This is a genomic window from Paenibacillus nitricinens (assembly GCF_052056485.1).
In the GTDB taxonomy this organism is placed as follows: domain Bacteria; phylum Bacillota; class Bacilli; order Paenibacillales; family Paenibacillaceae; genus Paenibacillus_AQ; species Paenibacillus_AQ nitricinens.
This window is the reverse complement of sequence record NZ_CP183948.1, coordinates 3,463,475-3,487,367: the sequence shown is the minus strand read 5'-3', so window position 1 is coordinate 3,487,367 and position 23,893 is coordinate 3,463,475. Positions and strand designations below refer to the sequence as shown.

The 23,893-nt window shown below is 43.6% G+C and carries 22 protein-coding genes and 1 pseudogene; 5 read left to right on the top strand and 18 right to left on the bottom strand.

The annotated features are described in order from the left end of the window. Nucleotides 1-177 precede the first annotated feature (177 nt). From ACN6KS_RS15360 to ACN6KS_RS15325, 8 genes and pseudogenes are all read right to left on the bottom strand, one after another. The gene (locus ACN6KS_RS15360; protein WP_440959970.1) at nt 178-3,471 is read right to left on the bottom strand and encodes a chitinase N-terminal domain-containing protein; all 3,294 of its coding nucleotides are present in this window, start codon (nt 3,469-3,471) and stop codon (nt 178-180) included. Nucleotides 3,472-3,850: 379 nt separating this feature from the next. After that, entirely contained in the window at nt 3,851-5,119 is a 1,269-nt protein-coding gene (locus tag ACN6KS_RS15355) for a cytosine deaminase (RefSeq protein WP_094868955.1), read from the bottom strand. Then, nucleotides 5,088-6,365 carry a cytosine permease gene (codB, locus tag ACN6KS_RS15350; protein ID WP_341134842.1) on the bottom strand — a complete coding sequence of 426 codons (1,278 nt, stop codon included), beginning with the start codon at nt 6,363-6,365 and terminating at the stop codon, nt 5,088-5,090. Before codB ends, ACN6KS_RS15355 begins: the two co-directional genes overlap by 32 nt. 439 nt (nt 6,366-6,804) lie before the next feature. After that, nucleotides 6,805-6,966: a hypothetical protein gene (locus ACN6KS_RS15345; protein WP_440959969.1), complete on the bottom strand. Its 162-nt coding sequence runs from the start codon at nt 6,964-6,966 to the stop codon at nt 6,805-6,807. Between the two features lie 37 nt (nt 6,967-7,003). Beyond that, on the bottom strand, nt 7,004-7,894 hold the full coding sequence (locus tag ACN6KS_RS15340) for an alpha/beta fold hydrolase (RefSeq protein WP_440959968.1): 891 nt from the start codon (nt 7,892-7,894) through the stop codon (nt 7,004-7,006). Between the two features lie 18 nt (nt 7,895-7,912). Next, complete coding sequence (locus ACN6KS_RS15335) at nt 7,913-8,116, bottom strand: hypothetical protein (RefSeq protein WP_341134840.1); 204 nt, start codon at nt 8,114-8,116, stop codon at nt 7,913-7,915. Between the two features lie 227 nt (nt 8,117-8,343). Next, nucleotides 8,344-8,955: a DUF2239 family protein gene (locus tag ACN6KS_RS15330; protein ID WP_440959967.1), complete on the bottom strand. Its 612-nt coding sequence runs from the start codon at nt 8,953-8,955 to the stop codon at nt 8,344-8,346. 322 nt (nt 8,956-9,277) lie between these two features. Continuing rightward, a pseudogene (locus ACN6KS_RS15325) lies at nt 9,278-9,474 on the bottom strand (transposase); the annotation flags it as partial. Nucleotides 9,475-9,654: 180 nt separating this feature from the next. Here ACN6KS_RS15325 and ACN6KS_RS15320 point away from each other — a divergent pair. Beyond that, nucleotides 9,655-10,230: a dihydrofolate reductase family protein gene (locus tag ACN6KS_RS15320; protein ID WP_094868959.1), complete on the top strand. Its 576-nt coding sequence runs from the start codon at nt 9,655-9,657 to the stop codon at nt 10,228-10,230. Between the two features lie 160 nt (nt 10,231-10,390). Here the strand turns inward: ACN6KS_RS15320 and ACN6KS_RS15315 are convergent, their stop codons facing one another. From ACN6KS_RS15315 to ACN6KS_RS15285, 7 genes are all read right to left on the bottom strand, one after another. Beyond that, nucleotides 10,391-11,338 (bottom strand): ABC transporter substrate-binding protein, encoded by a 948-nt coding sequence (locus ACN6KS_RS15315; RefSeq protein WP_440959966.1) that lies wholly within the window; start codon nt 11,336-11,338, stop codon nt 10,391-10,393. A gap of 28 nt (nt 11,339-11,366) precedes the next feature. After that, on the bottom strand, nt 11,367-12,413 hold the full coding sequence (locus ACN6KS_RS15310; RefSeq protein ID WP_341134836.1) for an NAD(P)/FAD-dependent oxidoreductase: 1,047 nt from the start codon (nt 12,411-12,413) through the stop codon (nt 11,367-11,369). A 25-nt stretch (nt 12,414-12,438) separates the two neighbouring features. Then, nucleotides 12,439-13,743, bottom strand: a complete 1,305-nt coding sequence (locus ACN6KS_RS15305) for an NtaA/DmoA family FMN-dependent monooxygenase (RefSeq protein ID WP_440959965.1) — start codon at nt 13,741-13,743, stop codon at nt 12,439-12,441. 207 nt (nt 13,744-13,950) lie between these two features. After that, nucleotides 13,951-14,757: a helix-turn-helix domain-containing protein gene (locus tag ACN6KS_RS15300; RefSeq protein ID WP_440959964.1), complete on the bottom strand. Its 807-nt coding sequence runs from the start codon at nt 14,755-14,757 to the stop codon at nt 13,951-13,953. 292 nt (nt 14,758-15,049) lie between these two features. After that, entirely contained in the window at nt 15,050-15,835 is a 786-nt protein-coding gene (locus ACN6KS_RS15295; protein WP_440959963.1) for an ABC transporter permease subunit, read from the bottom strand. Further along, nucleotides 15,828-16,730, bottom strand: a complete 903-nt coding sequence (locus ACN6KS_RS15290; RefSeq protein ID WP_440959962.1) for an ABC transporter ATP-binding protein — start codon at nt 16,728-16,730, stop codon at nt 15,828-15,830. Before ACN6KS_RS15290 ends, ACN6KS_RS15295 begins: the two co-directional genes overlap by 8 nt. Then, on the bottom strand, nt 16,711-17,661 hold the full coding sequence (locus tag ACN6KS_RS15285; RefSeq protein ID WP_440959961.1) for an ABC transporter ATP-binding protein: 951 nt from the start codon (nt 17,659-17,661) through the stop codon (nt 16,711-16,713). Before ACN6KS_RS15285 ends, ACN6KS_RS15290 begins: the two co-directional genes overlap by 20 nt. Nucleotides 17,662-17,836: 175 nt before the next feature. On the opposite strand from ACN6KS_RS15285, the gene ACN6KS_RS15280 reads away from it, so the two are divergent. Then, nucleotides 17,837-18,448 (top strand): TetR/AcrR family transcriptional regulator, encoded by a 612-nt coding sequence (locus ACN6KS_RS15280; protein WP_440959960.1) that lies wholly within the window; start codon nt 17,837-17,839, stop codon nt 18,446-18,448. 135 nt (nt 18,449-18,583) lie between these two features. Beyond that, entirely contained in the window at nt 18,584-19,525 is a 942-nt protein-coding gene (locus tag ACN6KS_RS15275) for an NADP-dependent oxidoreductase (RefSeq protein WP_440959959.1), read from the top strand. Nucleotides 19,526-19,604: 79 nt separating this feature from the next. On the opposite strand, the gene ACN6KS_RS15270 is transcribed toward ACN6KS_RS15275, so the two are convergent. After that, nucleotides 19,605-20,162 (bottom strand): TetR/AcrR family transcriptional regulator, encoded by a 558-nt coding sequence (locus ACN6KS_RS15270; RefSeq protein ID WP_440959958.1) that lies wholly within the window; start codon nt 20,160-20,162, stop codon nt 19,605-19,607. A 224-nt stretch (nt 20,163-20,386) separates the two neighbouring features. Here ACN6KS_RS15270 and ACN6KS_RS15265 point away from each other — a divergent pair, with 224 nt between their 5' ends. Both ACN6KS_RS15265 and ACN6KS_RS15260 read left to right on the top strand, forming a co-directional pair. Beyond that, nucleotides 20,387-21,043, top strand: coding sequence for a TetR/AcrR family transcriptional regulator (locus ACN6KS_RS15265; RefSeq protein ID WP_094868970.1), 657 nt, complete (start codon nt 20,387-20,389; stop codon nt 21,041-21,043). 27 nt (nt 21,044-21,070) lie between these two features. Then, a complete protein-coding gene (locus ACN6KS_RS15260; RefSeq protein WP_440959957.1) occupies nt 21,071-22,261 on the top strand; it encodes a YhgE/Pip domain-containing protein in 1,191 nt (396 codons plus the stop codon). A 51-nt stretch (nt 22,262-22,312) separates the two neighbouring features. On the opposite strand, the gene ACN6KS_RS15255 is transcribed toward ACN6KS_RS15260, so the two are convergent. Then, nucleotides 22,313-22,501, bottom strand: a complete 189-nt coding sequence (locus tag ACN6KS_RS15255) for a hypothetical protein (protein ID WP_042188410.1) — start codon at nt 22,499-22,501, stop codon at nt 22,313-22,315. Nucleotides 22,502-23,000: 499 nt separating this feature from the next. Beyond that, nucleotides 23,001-23,720 (bottom strand): trehalose operon repressor, encoded by a 720-nt coding sequence (gene treR, locus ACN6KS_RS15250; RefSeq protein WP_094868973.1) that lies wholly within the window; start codon nt 23,718-23,720, stop codon nt 23,001-23,003. Nucleotides 23,721-23,893: the final 173 nt, after the last annotated feature.

Sequence of the window (23,893 nt, the reverse complement as noted above, 5' to 3'; positions counted from 1 at the left end):
ACGTTACATCTGAAAGATATAAGCACCTTTCTTTTGTCCAAGCTCTAAATATATTGATATCAAAACTAAAACAACCTAAGGTATGAACCCTAGGTTGTTTTGATCGTATGATTCTATAAGTGTTATAACATTGCAGCATATTGGTATATTACGCGTAAAATTTAGAAACTCATCTTATTAATTGCTGACAGTTACCTTAATAGTATCACTTAAGGTCTCTCCCGCTGCATTGACCAGCTCTGCTCGGTATTCATATATGCCGGAAGCTCGGCCAGTGACGTCAGTCGTAGCGATCTGCGCCGAAGGGGTGTTGGCGTTTAGCGCTTGTGTGTCGATCAGCTGCCCGTTCTCATAAAGGCGGTACTCTGTGGCGTTAGTGCCCCACCACAGATTCATTGTTACTTTATAAGAGCCGTCTCCGTCCCAGTTGTCATGGGCCAAGACTGGCTTGCCCGGAGCGGCGTCGCGGATCGTCACCGTGAGCGGCTGGCTCTTCGTTGTTCCGTATTTGTTGGTAAGCTCCACTGTGTATACATAAGTGCCGTTCGGTTTACCATGAAGCGCTGTGCTTGCCGTCTGGGCGGACGGAGATACATCCTTCAGCGACTTGGAATCGATTAGCGTGCCATTCTCATAAAGCTTGTAGCTGGTAGCATTATTGCCCCACCAGAGGTTCATGGTGACTGTAAAGTTGCCGTCACTGAGTCCATAACCGTAGCCGCTGTTCGAGGACAACACTGGTTGTCCAGGTTTGTCAGTTGCGAGTGCGGCTCCACCTGTAATTTGGAATGTGTAGCTCTTTTCTGCAGTGTTGCCAGCGGCGTCGATCACTACATATTTTACAGTATGGGACCCGGCACCCAGCTCCGCAGCATTCAGGGTCTGTTCTTCGGCAATGGGTTGTCCATCGAGCAGAAGCTGCTTGGAGGCTACGCCGGACAGGTTATCTTCGGCAACCAATACAAACCTAAGCTGGGCTTCCTCCTCCACATCGCCGACCGCATGACCGGACTCCGTCAGCACTGCTGTCGGTGAAACCGTGTCGATATTAAGGCTCAGTGTCTTGGTTTCTTCGATCTTGCCCTTACCCGAAACTGCATGGTATGTCAGCGTATTTCGTCCGTCTTTACTTACGGACAACGGAGTGCTGTATACAGCTTCCACGCCGCCATTTAGCGAGTAATAAACCTTAGCTGTACCGGAGTTGGCTTTCAGAGTCACTTCGGCGGTCTGGTTCAACCAGCCGGCAGCATTCGGATTCGTCGACAGCGTTGCCGTCGTTACCGGAGCTGCCTCTTCTTCCACAACGCTGAAATCTCCGAGACTTCTAGGCTTGAGTTGGTATACTTCTTTGAAGATCGCGGCTACGCCTGTAATATCGAGCTTCTGTCCTTCCGCATAAGGGAAACTGTCCTTCGTGATGCCCGTCCGGACATCCACCCGGATGTGATTGCTTGTCCCGCCTTCGGCGATAGCGTCAAATTCAAAGGAACCGCTTGGAGTGGCGGTGATAATATTCGTCACTTTCACGTCTTTAAGCTTGAGCAGCTGACCTTGATTGGCATCGTTCACCGCCGGCACGACAACGGGCTCTGGAAGCTCCGCTGTGCCGGTTTTCTCGATCTTCACAACTTCGGTCAATTCTAGCTCCGAATTGTAAAGCGCCGTGGACGCTGTTACCTTAACCGTGTCACCGGCATGGAAGCCACTTTGGCTCTGGAAGATATAAAGACCACCAGTCTTATCTTGCAGGTAAAGGGCTTGCCCACCGAAAATACCCGGCTCAGTCGTTACGATACCCTCAACCGTCACCAAGGATCCAACGATCTTGGTCCGGGCTTCGCCGATGGAGACGGTCGCCGGAATCGGATCTTCCTCGTCTGGTAGCGGCTCTGCTGGGACGTTACCGAGCGTTACTGATTCAGTCTTCAGGTTCGTTCCGTTCAGGCGCAGCCGCAGGTTGGATGCAGCCGTGGTGCCCGGTTTAATCTGCACGGTCAAATCTTTATAGGCATGGCCGTTCAGGTCTGATGTCAAGCTAAAGTTGGCGCTGTAAGCATAGCTACTTGGCCAAGTGCCGTCACTGTTCTGGATCTTGGCGATCTGGGCGCCGCTGCTCACCTGGTAAATGCCCAATTGGAAGCCTGATACGCTGGTGTTAGCAGGTAGATTATCTGCACTGACGCGAATCTGGAAATCCTGCGCGTTTGGCAGCACCGTCTGGTGCGTCAAATTATACACTGCACTTGCAGTAGCCGCCGGACCGCCGTAGGAGCCTGCCTTGAAGGTGGTGCGGTCAAACCATTTGTAGCCGGCATTCGGCGCGGCCCATGGTTCTGGCTGCGGCTCGGTGGAAAGTGCCGGCTCTTCGAACGGCAGCAGCTGCGTTGGTTGATCCAACGTCAACCCACTTACCTGGGTGAAATTTGTATAACTCTCCTGTTCGGCGAGCCAGTTAACGGTGTTTACCAGAAGCTCAGCATCGTCAGCCTCCTTGAAGCCGTCGTAAGTCGTTTTCTTGGCACCGGTATCCTCGCGCAAATACTTCGGCGTTGCATCTTCGACCGGGGAGGAGTCACCAATAAAGGCGGCTTTGCCCGCGCCTTTTTTCGCTACGGCCACGTAAGGACCTTCCGCTACGCCGCCGCCATTGTAGACGCCTTGGTCCACCGCGTTGCCCCATGCATTGTTGGTTTTCGGCAGATAGACGATACCCTTCGCCCTGGTCGGGTCGAGGATTGCCAGCGTGGAGCCGGCATGCATGGCTACACTTGATACTCCTGATGTAATACCGAAGGCCTGTGCGGGAGCCACGATGTTGTTTGCGTTAATATCACCGAGGGCATTGAAGCGGAATCGGACGCCGAATTCTTCTGCCAGCCAATCGGAGCTAACTACGCCTTGCATTGCCGCGGAGCCAGCCTCTTCGGCGCTCATGCCTTTAGCTGGATTATCCCAAGCTCCACGGCGGTAGCCGTTGAATGCCTCGCTTCCGTCCCAGCGGTTCTTATTGCGGTCCGCATTGTAATGATCGCCAATGAAGAAGATACTGCCGCCGTTCTCCACGTATTCCGCCATTGCTGCCTGCTCGCTGGATTTATATGGAATATTTGATTCAGCTACGACGTAGACGTCATAGCTGGAAAGATCGCCCAGCGTAATTGGAGTGGTCTTACGAAGCTCCTTGACGTAATAGCCTTCCTGCGCAAGCGCATTGCCAAAGTCGGAAAAAGCACCGTCGATAACCCAGTCAGCCGCTCCGGCCGTCTGTGCGTGGGTATTGTCGAACAGTATTTTCTGGCCTGCATGCTCGTTAACCACTTTGGCTTCAATGAATGGTGCGGGATCGCTTGCCCCCTCAGCGTGTACCGCCGTATCGGCTCCGAATGCGAACAAATGCAGAGGTACGGCAACAGATGCAACCAGCATGCAATTTAGCAGCCTTTTTTTCCAACCTGAATGCTTCTCCATTATTTCCTTCCTCCTCGAGATATAGATCGGCGGATTTCCCCATAGTTGTCCACCGCTTTCGTCTAATATGCTATCTCATAAGGATTAGGAAAAACATAGATTTATGTAAAGTGTTGTAAATTTATACTTTCGGCCTATACTGTGGGTGAAAACAAGGTCGAATCTTGGAAATAAGCTATGAAAAAAGTCTTAGTAATGATAGCGTTTTGTTCCGGAATGTCCTGGAATAGAAAAATGGTCAAACATAAGAATCAAAAAAAATCCCCCCATGGATGCAGGAAGAGTTCACGATCATGTGATCTCTTATATACCTGTCTAACATAAGGGGATTGTTGACTTAAACGCAGGCTCTGCTTGATACAGCGCATGCTTCATCCGATTATTTATTGAAAGTAATTTTCTCCAAACCGTTCTCAAGAATGATCGAAGTGTTCCGCGGCTGTGTTTCCGCGATTTTGCGGCCGCCTCTGAACGAATAAAGCACTCCGGCCTGTTTGCGAATGGTCTCGTACTCGTTCTCTGCTTCAAGAACGATGAAGTTGGCTGGTTTACCTTCTTCAATGCCATACATATCCTCGATATTCAACGTTCTTGCGCTATTTTTCGTAATAAGATCGATTGAATTTACGATTTGATCGTATCCGAGCAACTGGGAAGCATGAATACCCATGTGCAGTACTTGAAGCATATTACCTGTGCCTAGCGGATACCATGGATCAAAGATGTCATCGTGACCGAAGCATACATTAAGTCCGGCTTCCAGCAGTTCTTTGACGCGAGTTAATCCTCTTCTTTTCGGATACGTGTCGAAGCGTCCCTGCAGATGGATGTTAACCAGAGGATTGGAGACGAAATTTAGGTCAGCCATCTTCAGTAATCTAAACAGTTTGTACGTGTATGCATCATTGTATGACCCCATCGCCGTCGTGTGGCTTGCAGTCGTGCGGGAACCAAGCCCGCGCTCGTAGGCTTCTTTGGCTACGACTTCCAAGAAACGGGATTGCTCGTCATCGATTTCGTCGCAATGGATGTCGATCAGGCGGTCGTATTTTTCAGCGAGGTCAAACGCAACTTTCATCGAATCGACGCCATATTCTCTTGTGAATTCGAAGTGTGGAATACCACCCACAACGTCAACACCCATTTTCAACGACTCTTCTAATAATTCCACGCCGTTCGGGAAGGAGTGAATACCTTCCTGCGGAAAAGCGACAAGCTGGATGTCAATGAATGGTGCCATTTCTTCTTTCACTTCAAGCATTGCTTTAACAGCAGTTAAGCTTGGGTCAGTGACGTCTACATGTGTTCGTACATGCTGGATACCCTGCGCGATCTGCCATTTCAGTGCAGTTTTGGAACGTGTTTTAACGTCATCATGTGTCAGGGAGGCTTTACGCTCTGACCAACGCTGGATGCCTTCGAATAGTGTTCCGCTCAAATTCCATTCCGGCTCACCTGCCGTTAACGTTGTATCCAAGTGAATATGAGGTTCAATGAACGGTGGCAGCACAAGGGAGCCGCCCACATCAATGACTTCCTCATTCGTAGTTGATTCCAGGGACTGCGTGATAAGATCAAACTTCCCATCTTTCACAACAATATTCCATAAACCTTCTTTACCCCGCAATTTTGCGTTTTGTATAATCATTTGTATTCCCCATTTCTTTGGATTTTTTCGTAGATAGGATCAGCATCAATGCGGTGTATACAACCGCTGTTCCGATAAGTGCGTTGAGTGGTGTTATTCCTGGGGCTAGCTGGGCAAAGGCCACACCTATTGCCCAAGCAACCATCGCTATCCAGTTTACATTCTTGAAAGTCATGTCGGCAAATGGTTTATAGTTTCTACGCTTCACAATAAAATAGTCTGCGATGATTATGGCCCCGATGGAAGGTATCGCCGCGCCCAGCACATTCAGGAAACCGACGAAATTGTTGTACATCCACATGGCAAATACGGTACCCACAATGCCGTTAACGATGACGAAAAACTTTTTAGAGATTTTTGTGATATTTGCGAAGCCCAGCCCTGAAGCGTAAAGTGCGTTATCGTTGGTCGTCCAGATGTTCAGCCCCAGAACGACGATTGCAGGAATAAGCAATCCTTGCAAGAACATAACCTCTGAGATATCTGCCAGATTATAAGCCATTGCGCCGACTGCGCCGAATAGGAACATAAGTGAGTTCCCCAGAAAGAACGAAATGACTGTTGCAGTAACCGCCTGCCGGGACGTCTTGGCAAACCGGGCAAAATCGGGCGTCAGCGTTCCGCCGCTAATGAATGACCCTATACAAATGGTCAAAGCTGCTGCTGTGGTGAGCGACTGAGTCGGTGTGTAATCAAGCAACCCTTGCAGACCTCCCAGCGTGTCTACTCCTTCGAACACGGAGTAACCACCAAGAATAGCAATGGCCGGAACCGCTACATAGCCCAGAATGACGAGCGACTTCATGCCGAAGATGGCTGATGCCGTCATTGCGAGACCAAATACGAAGATCAACAGGTACACATTCCAATCCATCGCTCTGGCGACGGGTACTGCGAACATGGCCACGCCGACACCGAACCATCCGACCTGTGTGAAGCCGAGCAGGAAAGAAGGAAGGTAGGACCCTTTTTCACCGAACGCATATTTTGCAAGCAAATGCGTGGAAAGCCCTGTTTTGGCAGCGATATGTGCCAGTGCTCCCGTATAGATGCCTAGTGCAAGATTACCTGCAAGCACGATTCCTATGAACTCCATGAATGTCAAGCTGACACCTAACGTCCCCCCTGCCAGCATGCTTGCCGAAAAGAAAGTGAATGCCAACATGACGGAAAATGTCTTCCCAAAATGATTTCTCTGCGTTTTTGGCACTGCCTGCCACGAAAACTCTTGATCTTGTTTACTCATCAGAATACCCCCAGTATAAAGTGTCCTGATACCAAAAAAGCAGAAACAAAAGAGGCTACTTGTCAAGTTAAACTGACAAGTAGCCTCTTTTGTTCATCATAACCCGCGCCAAGACACAGAGCATCCCTTGACGGAATATGCCCTGCTTCTCGCGTGATTATAAAAATCCGCTGTCCTTGTCAGCCTCTCTGGACTGAATTAAAGGTACCAGTATTCAATTACATTCTATTATTTTAGAAAAACCTATGGATGTCAATGTAATTAATATCCATAGGTTTAAATTCTCTTTTAAATACTGCACATGGAATTTTTATGGGGCGGATGTTGAACATGGCACTTGCTCCTAGCGCAAAGCCTTATGTGGTAAAGGATAACCTCACTTTTGGAGTGTCTCCTCTTCGAATCAGAAACGCCCTGTTCCATAGTCCAAACGGAGGGGTTATTTAATTAATAAATTCATAATTGTATCTAGCTGAAGCTCTAATGAAAAAGGGTCCTCCATTACGAATTCATCATGATAGTTATCACCATCGCCATTATATACAAAAACATAATCCCACGGAAGCACTTCAAATGAAATCGATTCAAACCCCTCCGCCATATTTTTCGCACTTTCTGTTGGTGGCAGCTGCAGCGTGTCAATTGCGACGAGCCGTTCGCTCTATGCCATCAGCGATTACTTTGTAAAGTTGGTGCGGTAAGTCGTGTCCCATGCCGTCAACCAACATTAGCTCAGCGCCCGGAATGGCAGAAGCCGTATCCTCGCCACACGCCGGGACGAATAGGGGATCGTCCACCCCATGAATGACAAGTGTTGGTACTTTTATGGTCGCTAGCCGCGGACGACGATCACCGGAGACAGCGATCGCAGCAATTTGTCGTCCAATACTGCCTGGATCGTAGGCTCGCTGGACTTCCTCCAGAATGAGCGCTCGATAAGCGTCCTCTTCAAACGGATAGCTGGTGCCGGCGATACGTTTAGCAAAAGAGACGCTGTGCGCCAAAAATCCTGCTTCATCCTCAAATGGGTTCGGCGCTGGTTTAGTCATCATCGCCATGACATCCGGGGAAGTTTGCGGAAGTGTTGGATTACCGGAACTGGACATAATGGAGGTGAGTGATAAAACCCGTTCAGGGTACTCACTGGCAGCAATCTGGGCAATCATTCCTCCCATCGACCTGCCAACGAAATGTGCCCGGTCAATTGAAAGGGCATCGAGTAGTCCGATAGCGTCGTTGGACATGTCATCGAGAGTGTAAGGGATGTCCGGTCGCTTTCCCGACATGAGAGCCGTCGCCAGTGCGTCAAAATCCAGCGTCGGATATTGGCTAAAATGCGTCGAGCAACCTACGTCGCGATTGTCAAAACGGATTACGTGAAAGCCCCGCACTGCTAATATCCGACAAAACGAATCCGTCCATCGGATCATCTGGGTTCCAAGCCCGGCGATTAGGATAATAGCTTCGTCATTTTCATTACCAAAACTGTCATAGGCCAATTCGACGCTTTTGACTTTCAGAATGTTCATGTTTATGTTTTCCTCCAATTAATTCGGTATTGTAAGTTCTGTCATAGGCAAAAGGCGTGAATCTTCGATCGCTGCAGTCCGATGCCCGATACCGGCCATGTAGTCTTGATGACTTGAAAAAGCAAGAAACGACTGCGCGCTGCTCTGGCGGATCATCATGACAAGATCCCATCTTTCGTCTTCGGGTCCAATAAGAAACTCTCCGCCATCGCCAAGAAACATGATTTCACCTCCGCTTTCACGGAGAAATGGGAGGGTGTGCTCGATATGCGGTTGAAAGCTTCGGCACCGCTGATTGGAACCTCCGGTGTTAGTTCAGGATTGGCTGTGTAATCGGCAACATCACGAAAACGCATGAGGTTCAACATGACGATGCTGCCCTCGATGCCTCGCTCCTTTCATCGTTCCTTTTTTTATTCTAAATTCCTTACGCCTACACATTCTTTCGTTCATTTGTTCCCTTCGGGGAATGCATCAGCGGCTAATTTTTTGATATGGTTTCTGATATCAGGTGCCCAGTTATCGATCAAGTGGTAAAAACGATCCGAATCATCAGCATACAGTGCCCGCAGAGCTTCTTCGTATTGATGGAAGTTCCCGGCCATAGCTGTCATAAAGTAATATGTTGCTTCTTGTGACTCTCGTATCTTGCTCTGTTTTCCTCCAGCACGGCGAGCATCACCAACGAGTTTTCGTAATGTTACCGACGCCCCTCCAGATTGACTTTTCAGCCATTCCCAATCTTTTGGTAATAATGTAACCTCACCACATACAACTCCCAGCTTGGGTCGACCGACCCGCCGTGTAGGCTGGTTATTCATTTCCATATCGGGCAAATCGCCAAACTGTTCTCCTAATCGTTTGAGCACGTCATCTGTCTTCCCACGGAAATCAACATCTATTTGCTTCCCCGTGGTATCGTCAAATATAAGCAGCTGTGTGAGGTCTCTGTCATCCAGAGTATCCTTCACTGTAGTAACAACGTGCTGTAACGAACCACTGGCGACGACTCCCACACCCAAAAATGCTGTGCAGCAAAAGCGCGTTTGATCATCTTTCATTCTATAGATCCTCCTTTGAATACTTCACTAATTTTACCCGGGTAAAATTAAAAAATCAATATTACCCGGGTAAAATATATTTTGTCGTTGGTTATGGAGGGATTAAATGCAAAAGACGCGGCCTGAGAGAAACCGCGCTGTTGAGGGTTAGTGTTTGCTTTATGTTGTTCATGCAGTGTTTTGATGTTGCGTTTTAACATTTCGATGAGTATATCCTTATTCGCATCATTTAACTCACGCTTTGTTTGCTTTGGAGTGGGTGCTTGTGATTGTTGACGGCGTAAGGAATTCGATCCTCTCGCAGATGGCTGTACGGTCATAATTAACCATTTCCAGCACTCACCTTTCTTTTTATACGGTCTTGTCTACCGAAAATGTTGTTGCCTTCTTGAAGGTTAGTTGTATCCCCTGATAACGTAGTAGATTTTTCTCGTTCTTCTCAGCCATATCTTCACGACCATGTTGTTTTGCTGCCTCAATAGCTTTTGATGTGGTTTTAATATGCAGTTCACTTTTTTTCAAATAACACTTGGATTAGAAACTGATCTCTGATATTTGTTGTTGCGTATCAACATGTAACGTTTGTGTTATCCTGTAGGATAACTTCTTGTACTCGCATCGACCTTCCCTTCCAATATTCTGCTAAAATGTAGTTAATGTATAATGCAAATATCCCTCATGAACAAAGGAGAATTGAAAATGAGAAAACTCGTTCTATTTCTTCACGCATCGCTTGACGGTTTTGTAGAAGGGCCGAATGGTGAAATGGACATTGGCTGGGTTTCCTACGATGCTGATTTGGAGAAACATGCGAAAGAAATTCTGAGTACTGCCGACACTGTCATTTGGGGACGTGGGACTTATCAGATGATGCACAGTTACTGGCCATCTGTGCCTTCGAACCCATCAGCTTCGCAGCATGAACGGAATCATGCCGAGTGGATCGAAAAGACAGCCAAAATCGTTTTTTCCACGACGCTGGAGAAAGTCGAATGGAATAATTCGAGACTCATCAAAGAAGATGTCGAGGATGAGATTAATAACCTCAAACAACAGCCAGGCAAGGATATGGTCATCCTCGGCAGTCCTAGATTCGCACACCAGCTTATGCAGCTTGATTTAATTGATGAGTATAAAATCACAGTTTCTCCCGTTCTGATCGGTAAGGGATTGCCGTTATTCCAAGGTCTCAAGGAGAAGATCAATCTCAAGCTAACCGAAAACAAGACCTTTGATTCTGGAGCCATAGGCCTCGTTTACCAGACGGTAAGATGACCTTCTCACTTAAGGTGATTACCTTAACGTGGAACGTTATTGGAACGACAACTGCGGCAGTCTAATACTTTATTTTCACCAAACAACTGGACAAGATATTTATCTGAATAACAACAATCCGATCACCCTACAGGGAGCAATCGGATTGTTGTATAATAAATTATTGTTCAGCCGCCAATTGCAGAAAATGATCTGCAGCCAAACGGACAGCCAGAATACTTGCGCTGTTTAGTGAATTATCAAAGATAAGAACATGATTGTTTTTCACAGCTTCCAGTGAGTTCCATGCCTTTGAAGTTTCCTTCTCCTTGATGGCCGCCTTTGCGATATCCATATCATGCTGAATAATAATATAATCGGGATTCATGCTGTATAGCCCCTCCAGAGAAAGCGCTCCGCCCTCCTCGGGATATCCCTTTGGTGGCAACAACCCAAAGCCCGCTGTTTGATTGTAGTACATCGTGTTTTTAGAGCCTTGAGCATTGAAATTGGCTTTTCCATCGACCCGTAGCAAGGCAAAGGTCTTATTTTCAAGACTATTTAACTGTTTTTTCGTATTGGCAATCAATTCTTGGGTTTCCTTAATGGCTTGTTCCGCTAACGTTTCTTTTCCAACGATCTGAGCACACAGCATCGTCGTTTTTTCCCAGGTATCGGTGTAGTCAATTAAGATGACTGGTGCAATCTTATTCAACTCATCATAATTGCTATCAACAGAACCCTTGAAGGTTACAATCACATCAGGCTTTGCATCCATGATCATTTCCAGATTCGCATTGCTGTTGCCTAAATCAATAATCTCAGCAGTTCCGGCATAAGGCTGTAAAGTAGCGAAATCTTTCATTGCTTCCACTGCGTTAGTTGATGCGATTGGTGGAGTATCTAGAGCAAAAAAGTAATCTAAATACAAAGGATGAAGAACCGCTATCCGCTCAGGCCGTGTCTTGAGCACCACTCCATTGTCGCTGGCATCTGCAATTGTTCTTGGCCATCCCGCTTCCTCGATCTTGCCGACTACAGGTGCAGGTGTGACTGAAGTTTCGGAACATCCAGCCAGTAATCCTGCAAGTATAATGAAGGATGCAATCCATCCAAATAATCTATTCATTTGACTCCTCCTTGAGTTGTTATCATTACTATCTGTATAAATGTTTCATTAAATCACGGTTTTTCTGTATGAACAGGTCATTGTGTGAAGACACCATCCCGGTCGAATTTGCCTCCGGCGTGATGTATTGTTTGGCCTGGTTTACCGCATTGGCAGAATCCTGGAACGCTCCCGCTATCAGGTGCAGCTTTCCTTCATGATGCAGAACATCACCTGCCGCATAAATGCCAGGCACGGATGTCCCGCTCATTGCTGATCCTGAAATCCGATGTTCCCACAGATCTAATTTAATTTCACTGTTCAACAGCAGTTCTTTGTCGCGTTCATAACCGTGATTAATGATGACCTCATCAACGGACAGCTCAAATCCTTCTCCGTTGTCATTGCTTTTTAGCAGAACAGTCCCTATTCTTTCGTGATCCGGCGTGGCAATCAATTTTTCGATTGAAGTATTTAACAAGCACACTACGCCATTGTTCGCCAAACGCGAAATATCGGCTTCATGCCCCTTTAAGTTCTCTTTCCGGTACGTTAAATACACTTTCTTGGCAATCGGAGCCAGTTCGTTCGCCCAGTCAACAGCAGAATGTCCGCCACCCGATATTAGAATAGTCTTCTCTTTGAAGCGGGCAAGTGACTTCACCGTATAATGCAAATTTGTGATTTCAAATCTTTCGGCACCCTCGATTTCAAGCTTGATAGGCTTCAGAATACCTCCTCCAATGGCCAATATTACAGTTTTAGTGAAATGCTTCTGGTTTGCGGCCGTGTGCAATACGAAGTAACCTGCTGCATCTTTCGAGATGGATGTGACCTTTTCGCTAAAAGCAACCTCCGGCTGGAACGTCATCCCTTGCGCAACCATTTGTTCAATAAGCTGTGAGCCAAGAATAGGTTGTATGCCTCCCACATCCCAGATCATCTTTTCCGGATAGACATGCACCTTGCCGCCAAGTACAGGCTGAAATTCAATGATTTTGGTCTTCATTTCGCGGAGTCCACTATAAAATGCTGCAAATAATCCGGCCGGACCACCGCCAATAATCGTAACATCAAACATTTCCTCTTCATGCATTGTTCAATCACCTCAACTCTCTTTTTTAAATCCCTAGATGCTCACGAAAAGTGCACCCCGTATATTCACTTCGAAACAAGCCTCTCTCAACCAGCTTCGGTACCAGTTTCGCAAAAAACAGTTCCATAGATTGTTCTGAACCGCCCGGCAAGGCAATGAAGCCATCCATAGCCCCCGCATCAAACCGCTCAATAATATCGTTCAGTACATCCTCGACTGTCCCGACAGATACCCAATGAGCAGATCCGACAACCTCCGGCCTGTCCAGGATCTCTTTCACTGTAGGCTGGTTTTTGATAATATACCGCCGCAATAGTTCGGCATGTGTCCGGCTGCGGACGGCTTGATTGGAATCGGGTAACATATCGGCAGTTACTTGCACACCTAAGGGGTACCCGCTTAAATCAAGACCCAACACAGATTTAAGCGAAGCATGTCTGCGTTCAAGATGTAAATTCGCATGTGCAGCCTTATGTAATTCAAGTGCTTCTTCACGCGTATCGGCCAGGAAAAAATATAATCCCGGCAAAACTCTGATAGCATCCGGATCACGGCCCTGCTCAGCCGCTCTTCTTCTCAGATCATTCCTTAGCTCCACTCCTGATTCAATATCCGGCATTGCTGCAAAAATAGCATCTGCAACGGAAGAAGCGAAATTCCGTCCAATATCCGAAGCGCCGGCTTGAAATAGCGGAGGCGTTCCTGACCTGTGAGCAGGTAAAGTAAGCGGTCCTTTTACACTGAAAAATTCACCAGAATGATTTATAGCAGTCACTTTATCCTTATCCGAGAACATACCCGACTGACGATCGATAACAATTGCTTCATCCGGAAAACTCTCCCACAGCTTGCATACAACATCCGTGAACTCTTTTGCCTTGGCATATCTCTCTTCCGGTGAAGGCATAGGTGAATCGCTGAAATTATCGGCGCCTTCAATAGAAGTGACAATATTCCAGCCGGCACGTCCATTGCTCAGCCAGTGTAAAGACTGAAGCTGTCTTGCTACAACATAAGGTGGATTAAAAGTGGTAGAAATCGTCGTCACCAGTCCGATCCGCTTGGTTTCACGGGCTATCGCTGCAAAAAACAATGCAGGGTCCGGGCTGCCGAAATTAGAGGAATCCCCTAACATCTGCGGGCTAACATACAGATAATCAGCCCTGAATAGAAAATCGAGCTTAGAATTCTCCGCCATTTTTGCCAAATCAATATAATATTCGATAGACCCCATCTTTTCGACTCGGCTATCCGGGTGCCGCCAGCCGTCTCCTTTCATCCAGGTTGCATTTAAGGACAACCCAATACATAATTGTTTGTTTCGTGTCATATCTCCCAGCCTTTCATTTATAAATCAATTTACTGATAATGATTCTCAGTTACAAGGGTGAGTTTATCAAAAATTTAAATGAATTCAAATATACAAATCTCAAATTCTACATGCATCATTATTTAATCTAAATAAAAAAGTCTGCACTTCTGGTTCATCACCAGTAGCTGCAGACTTCATTCAAGTATAAGTAACTCGATATGTATATTATCTATAGGCAGAGGGAGAAACGCCGAATTTCTTTTTAAATAAACGGCTGAAATACAGCGGATTGTCATAACCGACGCGCTCTGCAATCTCGTGGATAGGAAAATTTCCTGCTTTAAGAAAGTCACAGGCTCGTTCCATGCGATAATTAACGACATAGTCGATTGGACGCAGCCCCGTATATTTGTGAAAGAAGTAAGAGAATCGGTTTGTACTCATTGCATGCCGTTCCGCTAACTCACCGAGTGTAAGTGAATTCATATAATGGAGTTTAATATATGCAAGGGCTTCGTCAACCATCCTTTGATTCGGTGAACTGTCGTTCTCTCTGTCACTGCAAGCAATCAGAACCTGATGTATTAGGCTTAAGAACAGCTCTTTGATACGCAGCTTTCCAATTTCTCCGGACGGATGGGTATTCTGATGAAGCATGATTAGTAATTCAATAATTTTTAAATTGGCTCCTGGCTCCAGCTTGAAATGAGAGTCGAATTCGGTAGTACTATTCATTTCTTCTGGCATATCCAATTTATAAAAAAGTGAGTAATACTCAAGCTCTGATTGTCCTATAACCTGCGAATCCATCTGCATGCCTGGAGCTGCATGAAAAACTGAGCCTTGCCGTAATTCATATACCGTTCCATTCACTCGTATCCTGGCTCCCCCGCGAATGATAAACAAAAATCCATGCTTAACGGTGGTAAATTCACTTAATAAACTTTTGGGCTGGATAACTAACCTGCTTCTGTCTTCTATATCATAGACACCTTTAGTAAATGCCTTTGCTAATTTGTCCAAATTTATCAATGTTCTGCACCTGCCTTCTAACTTCAAATCGTATAGTCAAGTAGAAACGGCACATAATACCGTACAAAATTAAGGATAGTAAACAATTCCTAGCAAGTCAATTTAACCATGTTGTTAAAAACACAATGTTTTCCGTCATAATGTTGAATACCATGGGCAGTAGGTAAGGGCGCTTGGATTCGAACTATGCTATTAGAATGAAATAAGAAAGGTAAGGTCCTTGGATTTACCAAGAGCCTTACCTTTAATAGTTGCATAAATATTAAATTCAATTTCTTCCTTAATAGCCCAATTATAACGGTAAATCTTTTTCCTTAAAAATACGAATCCCTAATACATAAAGAACAATGCCTATTACAGCAAGTGAAATAAATTGTATGGAGTAGCTTCCACCATTTAAGATGGCATTCGTGTCGAATAACGCATTCATAGAGATATATTTTAACTTTTCCAAACTGCTGTCGACATCGCCCATTAATTTAAGGAGAAAAAATGCCATTGGAATCCCTGCGCCCCATGCTAATGAGTTTTTGGAAAGATTGAACACACAGGAGAAAAAGAAGGATATCCCACTTGTTGCAAACAATAGAAGAAATAAACCTAAGTTAAGCGTTAAATAATCGGTTTTGTTCAAATCCATATCCCCTTGAAATACAGATATGGCAGTAAGACCAGCCAGGCTAATGATGGCGACCATAATGATGAGTGACAGAATTAAATAGATGGCTTGCGTACGAACTACCGTACTTCTCTTCGTCGGAGTAGAAAGTAAATAGGCCATTGACCCTCTGTCTACCTGAGATGCCACGAGACTGTTAGCCGTCATAATGATGAACACAATGGGCAATAGTACACCTTGAATGCCATAAAAGGTTTTGGCGAGCATTCCAAGGAACGTCGCATCCCCCATAAGACTGGCAAGTGGGGTGTCTTTAACCATATTTGACATGTCGCTAAGGGTGCTTGGATCGAACACTGCGATTAGAACGACATGAAAAACGGTCATGATTACTGTAAAGATGAGCCATAATTTAAAATTGGCTTTGAGTGTTTGTTTGAAAATCGGTTTGCTAAGCATTAGATGTTTCCCCCTCATATAATCCTTTGAAGTAGTCCGCAAGTGTATATTTGATCTCTGCTATAAACTTAATGGGATACCCTTTTAAAGTCCTAAATAATTGGTTGATCTCTCGGTCATTCATTTTTAGAAAAACTTGATTCTGACTATCTCGCTTCTCTGCAAATTCAAACGGTTCTGACAAAAAGCGCTGATACTCCTCATGAGACAGGAACTCGATTTTATAGACTTTATCTTCGCTGTGTTTTACTTCTGATGTTGCTTTTACAGCAATCAATTTCCCATCTTTAATTAAGGCAACCTTGTCACAGGTATGTTCAACTTCTTCAAACATGTGACTAGACATGAAAATCGTCTTCCCTTTTTTCTTCTCTTCATTCAAAATGTTAACGAACTCAGCCCGCATAAGTGGGTCTAGTCCTGTAGTAGGCTCATCCAGAATTAATATCTCGGGATCAGCCATCAATGCTGCAACAATCGCTGTTTTTTGCTTCATCCCTTTCGACATCCGCTTCAAGTTGGCTGTGGGATCAAGCTGTAGCTTTTTAATGATACTCTCCGCATAGGACATATCCTTTAATCCCAACAATTCCGCTTGTCTTCTTAGAAACTCTGTTCCTGTCGGCGCATCTGGAAAGGCAATCTCTCCTGGAATATAACCAATAAGCTTTTTAATTTCGGCGGAATTAGTCCAGCAATTCATTCCATTAATGGTCACTTCACCGCTTTTTGGTTTCAGAAAACCCATCATATGGCGAATGGTCGTCGATTTACCGGCTCCGTTCGTGCCTACAAAGCCAAAAACCTCACCTTTCTCAATAGAAAAATCTAGGTTAAACAGACCTTTTCCATCTCCGAAGTCTTTTGTTAAATGTTTAATTTCGATGTATGGCATTAGGTTGGGCACCTCCTGTTGCGTTTGAACTCCGATCATAAAACTTCATGAAATAGTCCTCTAAGGTAAACTTTTTTTCCGAGAAAAACTTAAGATCATAGTCGGAAATAAAGGAAATAAAACGATTGATTTGATTGTCGTTGATACTCAATATGGCTTGCTGTTTGTGTGGCGACAAAGATAACACTTCAATCTCTTGTTGAGCATTTACATCTTGGTTAAAACGGTTAAAGGCTTCTTCGGACTTGAATTCGAGCTTAAAGGTTTTGATCTCGTTATGGCGCAAGTCGTTGGCTACAAATGAAGAGATTAAGTGGCCATCTTTGATTATGGATATCTTGTCACAGGTCGCATCAATTTCAGAAAAAATATGACTCGATAATAAAATGGTCTTTCCCTTTTCCTTCTCTTCCTTAATGAACTCAATAAACAGAGTTTGCATCATCGGATCTAAGCCGCTGGTGGGCTCATCAAGCACTAATACTGCGGGATCGTGCATGAATGCCGTAACAATGGCGAGCTTCCGCTTCATGCCTAGTGACATCCGTTTCAAGCTGCCCGATGGGTCTAATTCAAATTTCTTAATCAGCGCTTGCGTGTGTGTCATATCCGTGATGCCTCGCAACTCTGCCATCATTTTGATGAATTGTGTCCCGGTCAGAGCCTCCGGCAACGCGATTTCTCCAGGTAAATACCCCAACTCCCGTTGGATATCGCTTGCTCGCTTCCAGCTATTAAGCCCATTTACTAAGGTGTGTCCTTGCTGTGGACGGGAAAAACCCATGATATGACGGATAGTTGTTGTTTTTCCAGCTCCATTAGGTCCTAAGAAACCATATACTTCTCCCTTATTAATGCTAAAGGAGATATCGAAAATCCCTCGATTATGACCATAATCTTTGGTCAAATGCTCAATCTCGATAACAGGCATTATATTATCCACCCTTTCTGCTCAACACTCAAAAGAACAACGTGTTGTTTATCTTTATATTTTCAATTATAATCACAATGAAGACATTCAACAATAATCAGAACAGTCGAAAGTGCTGGATATCCAACACTAATTGGGATTGTGTACATTATAAAGATTAAGGAGATGACTTTTGATGCGAGAAACGGATAAGGATTTGCGAATTATTAGAACAAAGGAACTCATTCGGGAAGCATTAATTGAATTAATTGAGGAAAAAGGGTTCGAAGGCATTACCGTTAAAGACATTACAACTAAAGCCAGAATTAATCGAGGCACTTTTTATTCACATTATCAGGATAAATATGACTTAATGAACAGATGCCAAGATGAAATTTTGGCCGAAATGAAAAATATTGTTAGACAGAACCTTGTTGAAGTTATTATGGAACGTGATACAAACATTCCCCAAGCCGCTCCCTTAAATATTCTTGTTGGTTTTTTTAGACATCTTGATTTGAATAGAAAGTTTATGAAAGCACTTTTTAAAGCGGATTTAAATTTTCAAACGAAGATGAAAGCATTCATGTGGAAAACGCTGTTTGTAAACAATGAAATTCCTCTTATTAAGCAAGAAAATTTACTTGTCCCTAGTGAGTACCTAATTGCTTATTTAGCTTCAGCACATATCGGCGTACTTGAACAATGGTTGAATGGTGATGGAAAAGAATCTCCTGAGGAAATGGCCAGAATACTGTCTACAATCACGATCCAAGGTCCATTCACTGCAGCAGGTTTGAAAAACTAAGCCCGGTTAATAATTCACTCAACACCTAACCTGTCATTGTTGATTGATTAGAAAGAATCTATATTTTAAGATATAGTCAGATCAACGATCAACACGTTGTTCATTAAATAATCTAATGAAGAGGTGTTTAATATTATGAAAGCAGTAAGATATCATCAATACGGATCAGTAGAAGTACTTCGATATGAGGAAGCTCCTACTCCAGATGTAAGTGCAGACGAAGTATTAATTAAAGTTGCGGCAACTGCCTTCAATCCTGCAGATGCGATGCTTAGAATGGGTGTTATGAAGGATATTCTGCCACTAGAATTACCTTTTATTCCAAACGTGGATGTATCAGGGGTTATCGAAAAAATAGGTGAATCCGTGAATGGATTCCAATTTGGAGATAAAGTATTTGCTTTTCTCGACATGACCAAAAATGGTGCGGCCGCGGAATATGTAGTCTGCAAAGCTAATGATGTAGCTTTAGCACCTAAAAATATTGATTTACAAGATGCCGCAGCTCTTCCCGGTGGTGCGATGACAGCTTGGCAAGGTTTATTCGACCACGGTAATCTTCAATCCGGCCAACGGGTATTGATCACAGCAGCAGCTGGTGGTGTAGGCTCCATCGCCGTTCAACTTGCAAAATGGAAAGGTGCTTACGTCATTGGAACGGCTTCAGAAGAAAGTATCTCCGCTCTTCAAGACCTGGGGATTGACGAAATCATCAATTATAAGAATGAATTAATAGAAGAAAAACTAACTGAGAAGGTGGATTTAATTTTCAACCTCTCCCCTCTTAGCTCAGAAGAAGTGACAAAATTACTGCTTTTGCTCAAAGATGGAGGCACCCTCGTCTCAGCTTACAATCCGGCAGACGAAGATGTAGCTAAAAACTTGGGGGTTCATGTGGTGAGAATGGGCGTGCAGCGTAATGCTGAGCAATTGTCCCAAATCGCAGATATCGTGGATCAAGGACATGTAAAGCCTTTTATTACGGAAAGATTAGCACTAAAAGAGCTTGCTGTTGTTCACGAGAAAGTAGGACAAACGCGTGGAAAAATCTTGCTTCTAGTAAATGATGTGGTGTGAGAATAACTACAAACCGGTATAGTTAGTATCTCAAAAAAGAAGCGTTGCTGCTCTCAGCTTCACTTCTTTTTAGTTTGCCTTACAAATTCATCCCGAAAAATTTGATCTTCACATAAATGATTGCCATTTCTTCAGAGGATTGTTTCATGTCACTATTTAACCAGTCCTCAATAATGCCAAGATAAGCTGAAGTTGCAAATGCCGAAAAATATTGTTTAGGGATCGACTCATCCTGAAAGCTATCGATTAATCCTGCAAAAACACCGTTTTTCAAAAACGACTTCAATTTTTGTGAGAAAGCAGGATCTCCTTTTGCACCTAATAGTCCGCTTAAAATCCTTCCCTTTTGTTTTAAATATTGAAAAACTTGAACCAACGGATCATACGGAGTGTTAGCCTTATGACATTCCAACATCTCTTGATAATTCAATATGTGCATATACTCTTCTAAACCTTCCAGTAATTCAATCTCCATTTGTTCGAGCAAGTCATATTTATCCAGATAATGGAGATAAAATGTGCCACGGTTTATTCCTGCCGTAAGTGTCAAATCTTTAACTGTCACATTACTAAATCCTTTTTCCTCGATTAATTGCATTAATGATTCTTTGATTAATTGCCGCGTTCTTTCAGCCATTTGTTCATGGACTCTCTCTGTCATATTCATCTAACCCTTTCGAAGACCTTTCATTTAGAATAACATCTTATTACATAAAAAGTATTGGCTATAATATTAAAGTGAGTAATTACTCACTTTTTATTGACAGATAACCACGATGCCGTTAAAATAACAACGAGTAAGTAAGTACTCACTTTTTATCATTAACTTATCATCAAATCCTGAAAGTGGTGAATTGATTATTGAATATTAACAACCTGTTTAACGAAATTTTAATTTCGCAATCTACAAAGTTAACGGCAAAACAACAACGGATTGTAGAGGCAGCCATTCGATTATTTGCTGAAAAGGGTTATTCCAATACTTCTACTGCAGAAATTGCTAAGTTAGCCGAGGTGTCAGAGGCAAGCATCTTTAAACAATATGGAACAAAGGATAATCTGTTATTATCTCTTACTGTCCCCTATATTAAAGAATTCTTCCCTTCCCTCGCGAATGAGGCAGTTGATCAGATAATAGGGAATGCTGATTCGACCTTTGAAGGATTCTTAAGGGCTTTTCTTAAAAATCGGATTGAATTTATCACGGAGAACAAAGAAATTTTCCAGGTTCTCATCAAGGAGATTATTTATAAAGAGGAATTGAAAAATGAATTCCTTCCTTATTTTGCAGAAATAGTAAAGCCCCGAATTGCTAATTTTATTGAAATATTCATAGATCGAGGTGAACTGAAGGACATCCCGATTGACAGACTTCTAAAATTAATTTACTCATTCATTGGCGGATTCATTGCTACTCAGTTTGTATTGTTAAATAAGGATTCAATCAGTGACGAGGAAATTGAAGATGCGATCCATTTTGTAATGGATGGAATTCGGAAATCATCTTCGGATCATTAAGATATTATAAAAAGGAGTGGGGTAACCATGAAATTCTTTAAAAACAAGCTCGTACTGATTTCGCCAATTATGGCATTCTTGGTCATCTTTATTTTTTCACTTGCGCTTTTCCCTTCCGTTCAAATCAAACCAAAGAACATGCCAATCGCTATCGTAAATGCAGATCAAGGAATTGACATCCCCAATCAAGGGAAAGTAAATATGGGGCAAACGATTGTTGAGATGATTCAGAAAAACTCGTCTCCAACCTCCGATGAGGAGCCAGCAATCAAATGGTTGGAAGTAAATAATATCGAGGAAGTACAAAACGGTTTAAACAAACAGAATTATTACGCGGCACTTGTCATTCCGGAAGACTTTAGTACGAAGCAAGCCTCTTTGAGCAGTCCAACACCTAATTCACCTGAAGTTCAGATTTTTATTAATCAAGGTATGAATACTGCGGCTTCCACAATGGCTGGGCAAATCCTGAACGGTGTTGTTGATAACATGAACAACAATGTTCGTGCTCAGATTGTAGAAGGGTTGAAAAAGCAAGGTGCAACATTGACGCTGGAGCAAGCTTCCGTTTTAGTAAGTCCTATAACCAAGACGGTCACTAATGTGAATGAAATCGGCACGAAGAGTGCTAATGGAAATTCCCCTATTTCCTTATTTCAACCGCTTTGGATGGCAAGTATGGCGAGCGCTGCGGTTCTCTTTCTTGCTGTTAGCAAGATGAAGACAACGACTCGAAAAGACGCACTTGCTGCGAAGTTAACACAGATTGTTATGGGGGCTGTTATTGCGTTAGTCGTTGGCTTTGGATTAACTTGGCTCGCAGAAAGTATGATAGGTCTTCATATCCCTCAATTTATGGATACAGCACTATTCTTAACCATTACATTCTTTAGCTTTTTCCTTATGATATCTGCCGTAATTTCGTTCGTAGGCATCAAAGGAATCGCTATCTTCGCCTTAATCCTTTTCTTTGGTGCACCATTACTTGCATTAGCCCCAGAAATGATGTCTCCATTCTATCGGGACTGGGTGCACTCTTGGTTGCCAATGCGTTTTATGGTGGATGGTCTTCGAGAGCTGTTCTTCTTTGGTAAAGGATTAAGTTGGAACGATGCCGTATCCACACTCACTTGGATCGGCCTAGGGAGTACGATCGTTATTCTTGCTTCTGTTTTGAAACCTGGAGCAGTAAAAGCTCCACAAAAGCTTGAAGGGTAGTTATAATCATTTTCTAAGCCGATCCAGAAAAGGATCGGCTTTTTTTAAAAGTCAGTCTTGTCTGTTTTCAACAGATTTCATGCGGTTTTGATCGTCAGGTACTCGATCATTACTGAATTCCTGGCCAGCTTCAACTTCACCATGACCGGAAGCACTTCGAGCGAAATTTGTGAACTGCCTTTTTTGCTCGTCTAGCTTATGTTTACTCTTAAGAAGCTCCTGCGGATCCTGATTTGTCATAATACTATCCTCCCAAAATGGAATCATGCTATTTATTTGCACAACAGAAGTTTTCCATAAAAGAATGGTGCTTATGCAAGAAATTCAAATTCCTATTTTCAACGAAAAATTTCTATTACTTTATTCAAAACAAGGTATTCTAAAACAACTAACCCAACGCAAATAATAACAAAAAACTGAAGTCTTGCAGTATTCATTCTATCCTTCCAATACTCTCCTCGGAATAATGAAACGATGTTAGGTGTAAAAGTATGTCTAATCGTTTCGTTATAATCATCATTATCCACAAAGAACACGCGAAACAATACTTTATATATTGGAATATTTATCAATAGTAGAAAAATAATCATCACAAGATCAAGACTCAATTTACACGCCTCCCCATATTTAGTTATCCTAATTTTACCACATAAATAACTGTAGACTTGGGAGGAGGATGAATTTTATATCGCGTAAAAAAGGGGTATCCCACACTGGGATACCCCTTTTTAAGCTTAGCCTATCGTTTCACCCTTCGTGCAAAATCCACGAACTGAAATTTATCCAGCCTATGCCTGGACTCGGTATATTGGAAAAGCACTGTGTTCTCCAAATAAACATAGTTTCGTACTACTACGATATGCGTGTAATTCTTCAAATCGAGCAGTCTATAATCCTCCTCTGTAGAAGGCTCAACGGATATCAGCTTCTTCGCATAACTGATTTTAAGTCCCAACTCCTGCTCCAGATATTCATAGAGTGAGCCTTCAGCGATTTCTTCGCTTAGGAATGGAACAATATCCGCTCGGAAATAATCCTTATCCAAAATGATCCGATCGCCTTCAATCTCTCTGGCACGAATAACTTTCCAGACCAAGGTTTCAGGCGGAATCTGCAGATGTCTGGCGAGCGCGGAGCCTGCCGGTTCACATATCGTCCGCTCTACCAGTGTCCGTGAGGCAGTACCCAGTGTATCGGCCATCTCTTTAAATGAAATCAGACCGGTAACGGGGAAATCCATTCTCGTCATATCAAGCACAAAGGAGCCTCTGCCCTTAATTTTGTGAATGTATCCTTCACGGAACAGCAGGTTCAGCGCTTTGCGAACAGTCTCTCGTGAAGTGCTATATGCTTCAGCAAGTTCACTTTCAGAAGGCAGCTTGGTTCCCGGCAGCAGTTGTCCAGAAAGAATTTGGTTGCTGTACTCATTATAAATTTGCAAATATTTATTTTCTCTCAATTTTGATCACCGCCCTTTATTGTATCACGTCATGCCTTTGGAAGCATCGATTCAATTAGAATACGGCAACAAGGAGAAACGATTTTGTTATCCTTTAAAGACGATAACCATTTCTCGTGGAAATATAAGAAAAATTTATAGCGTGAAACATACAAATTCTTATATTACAGAAA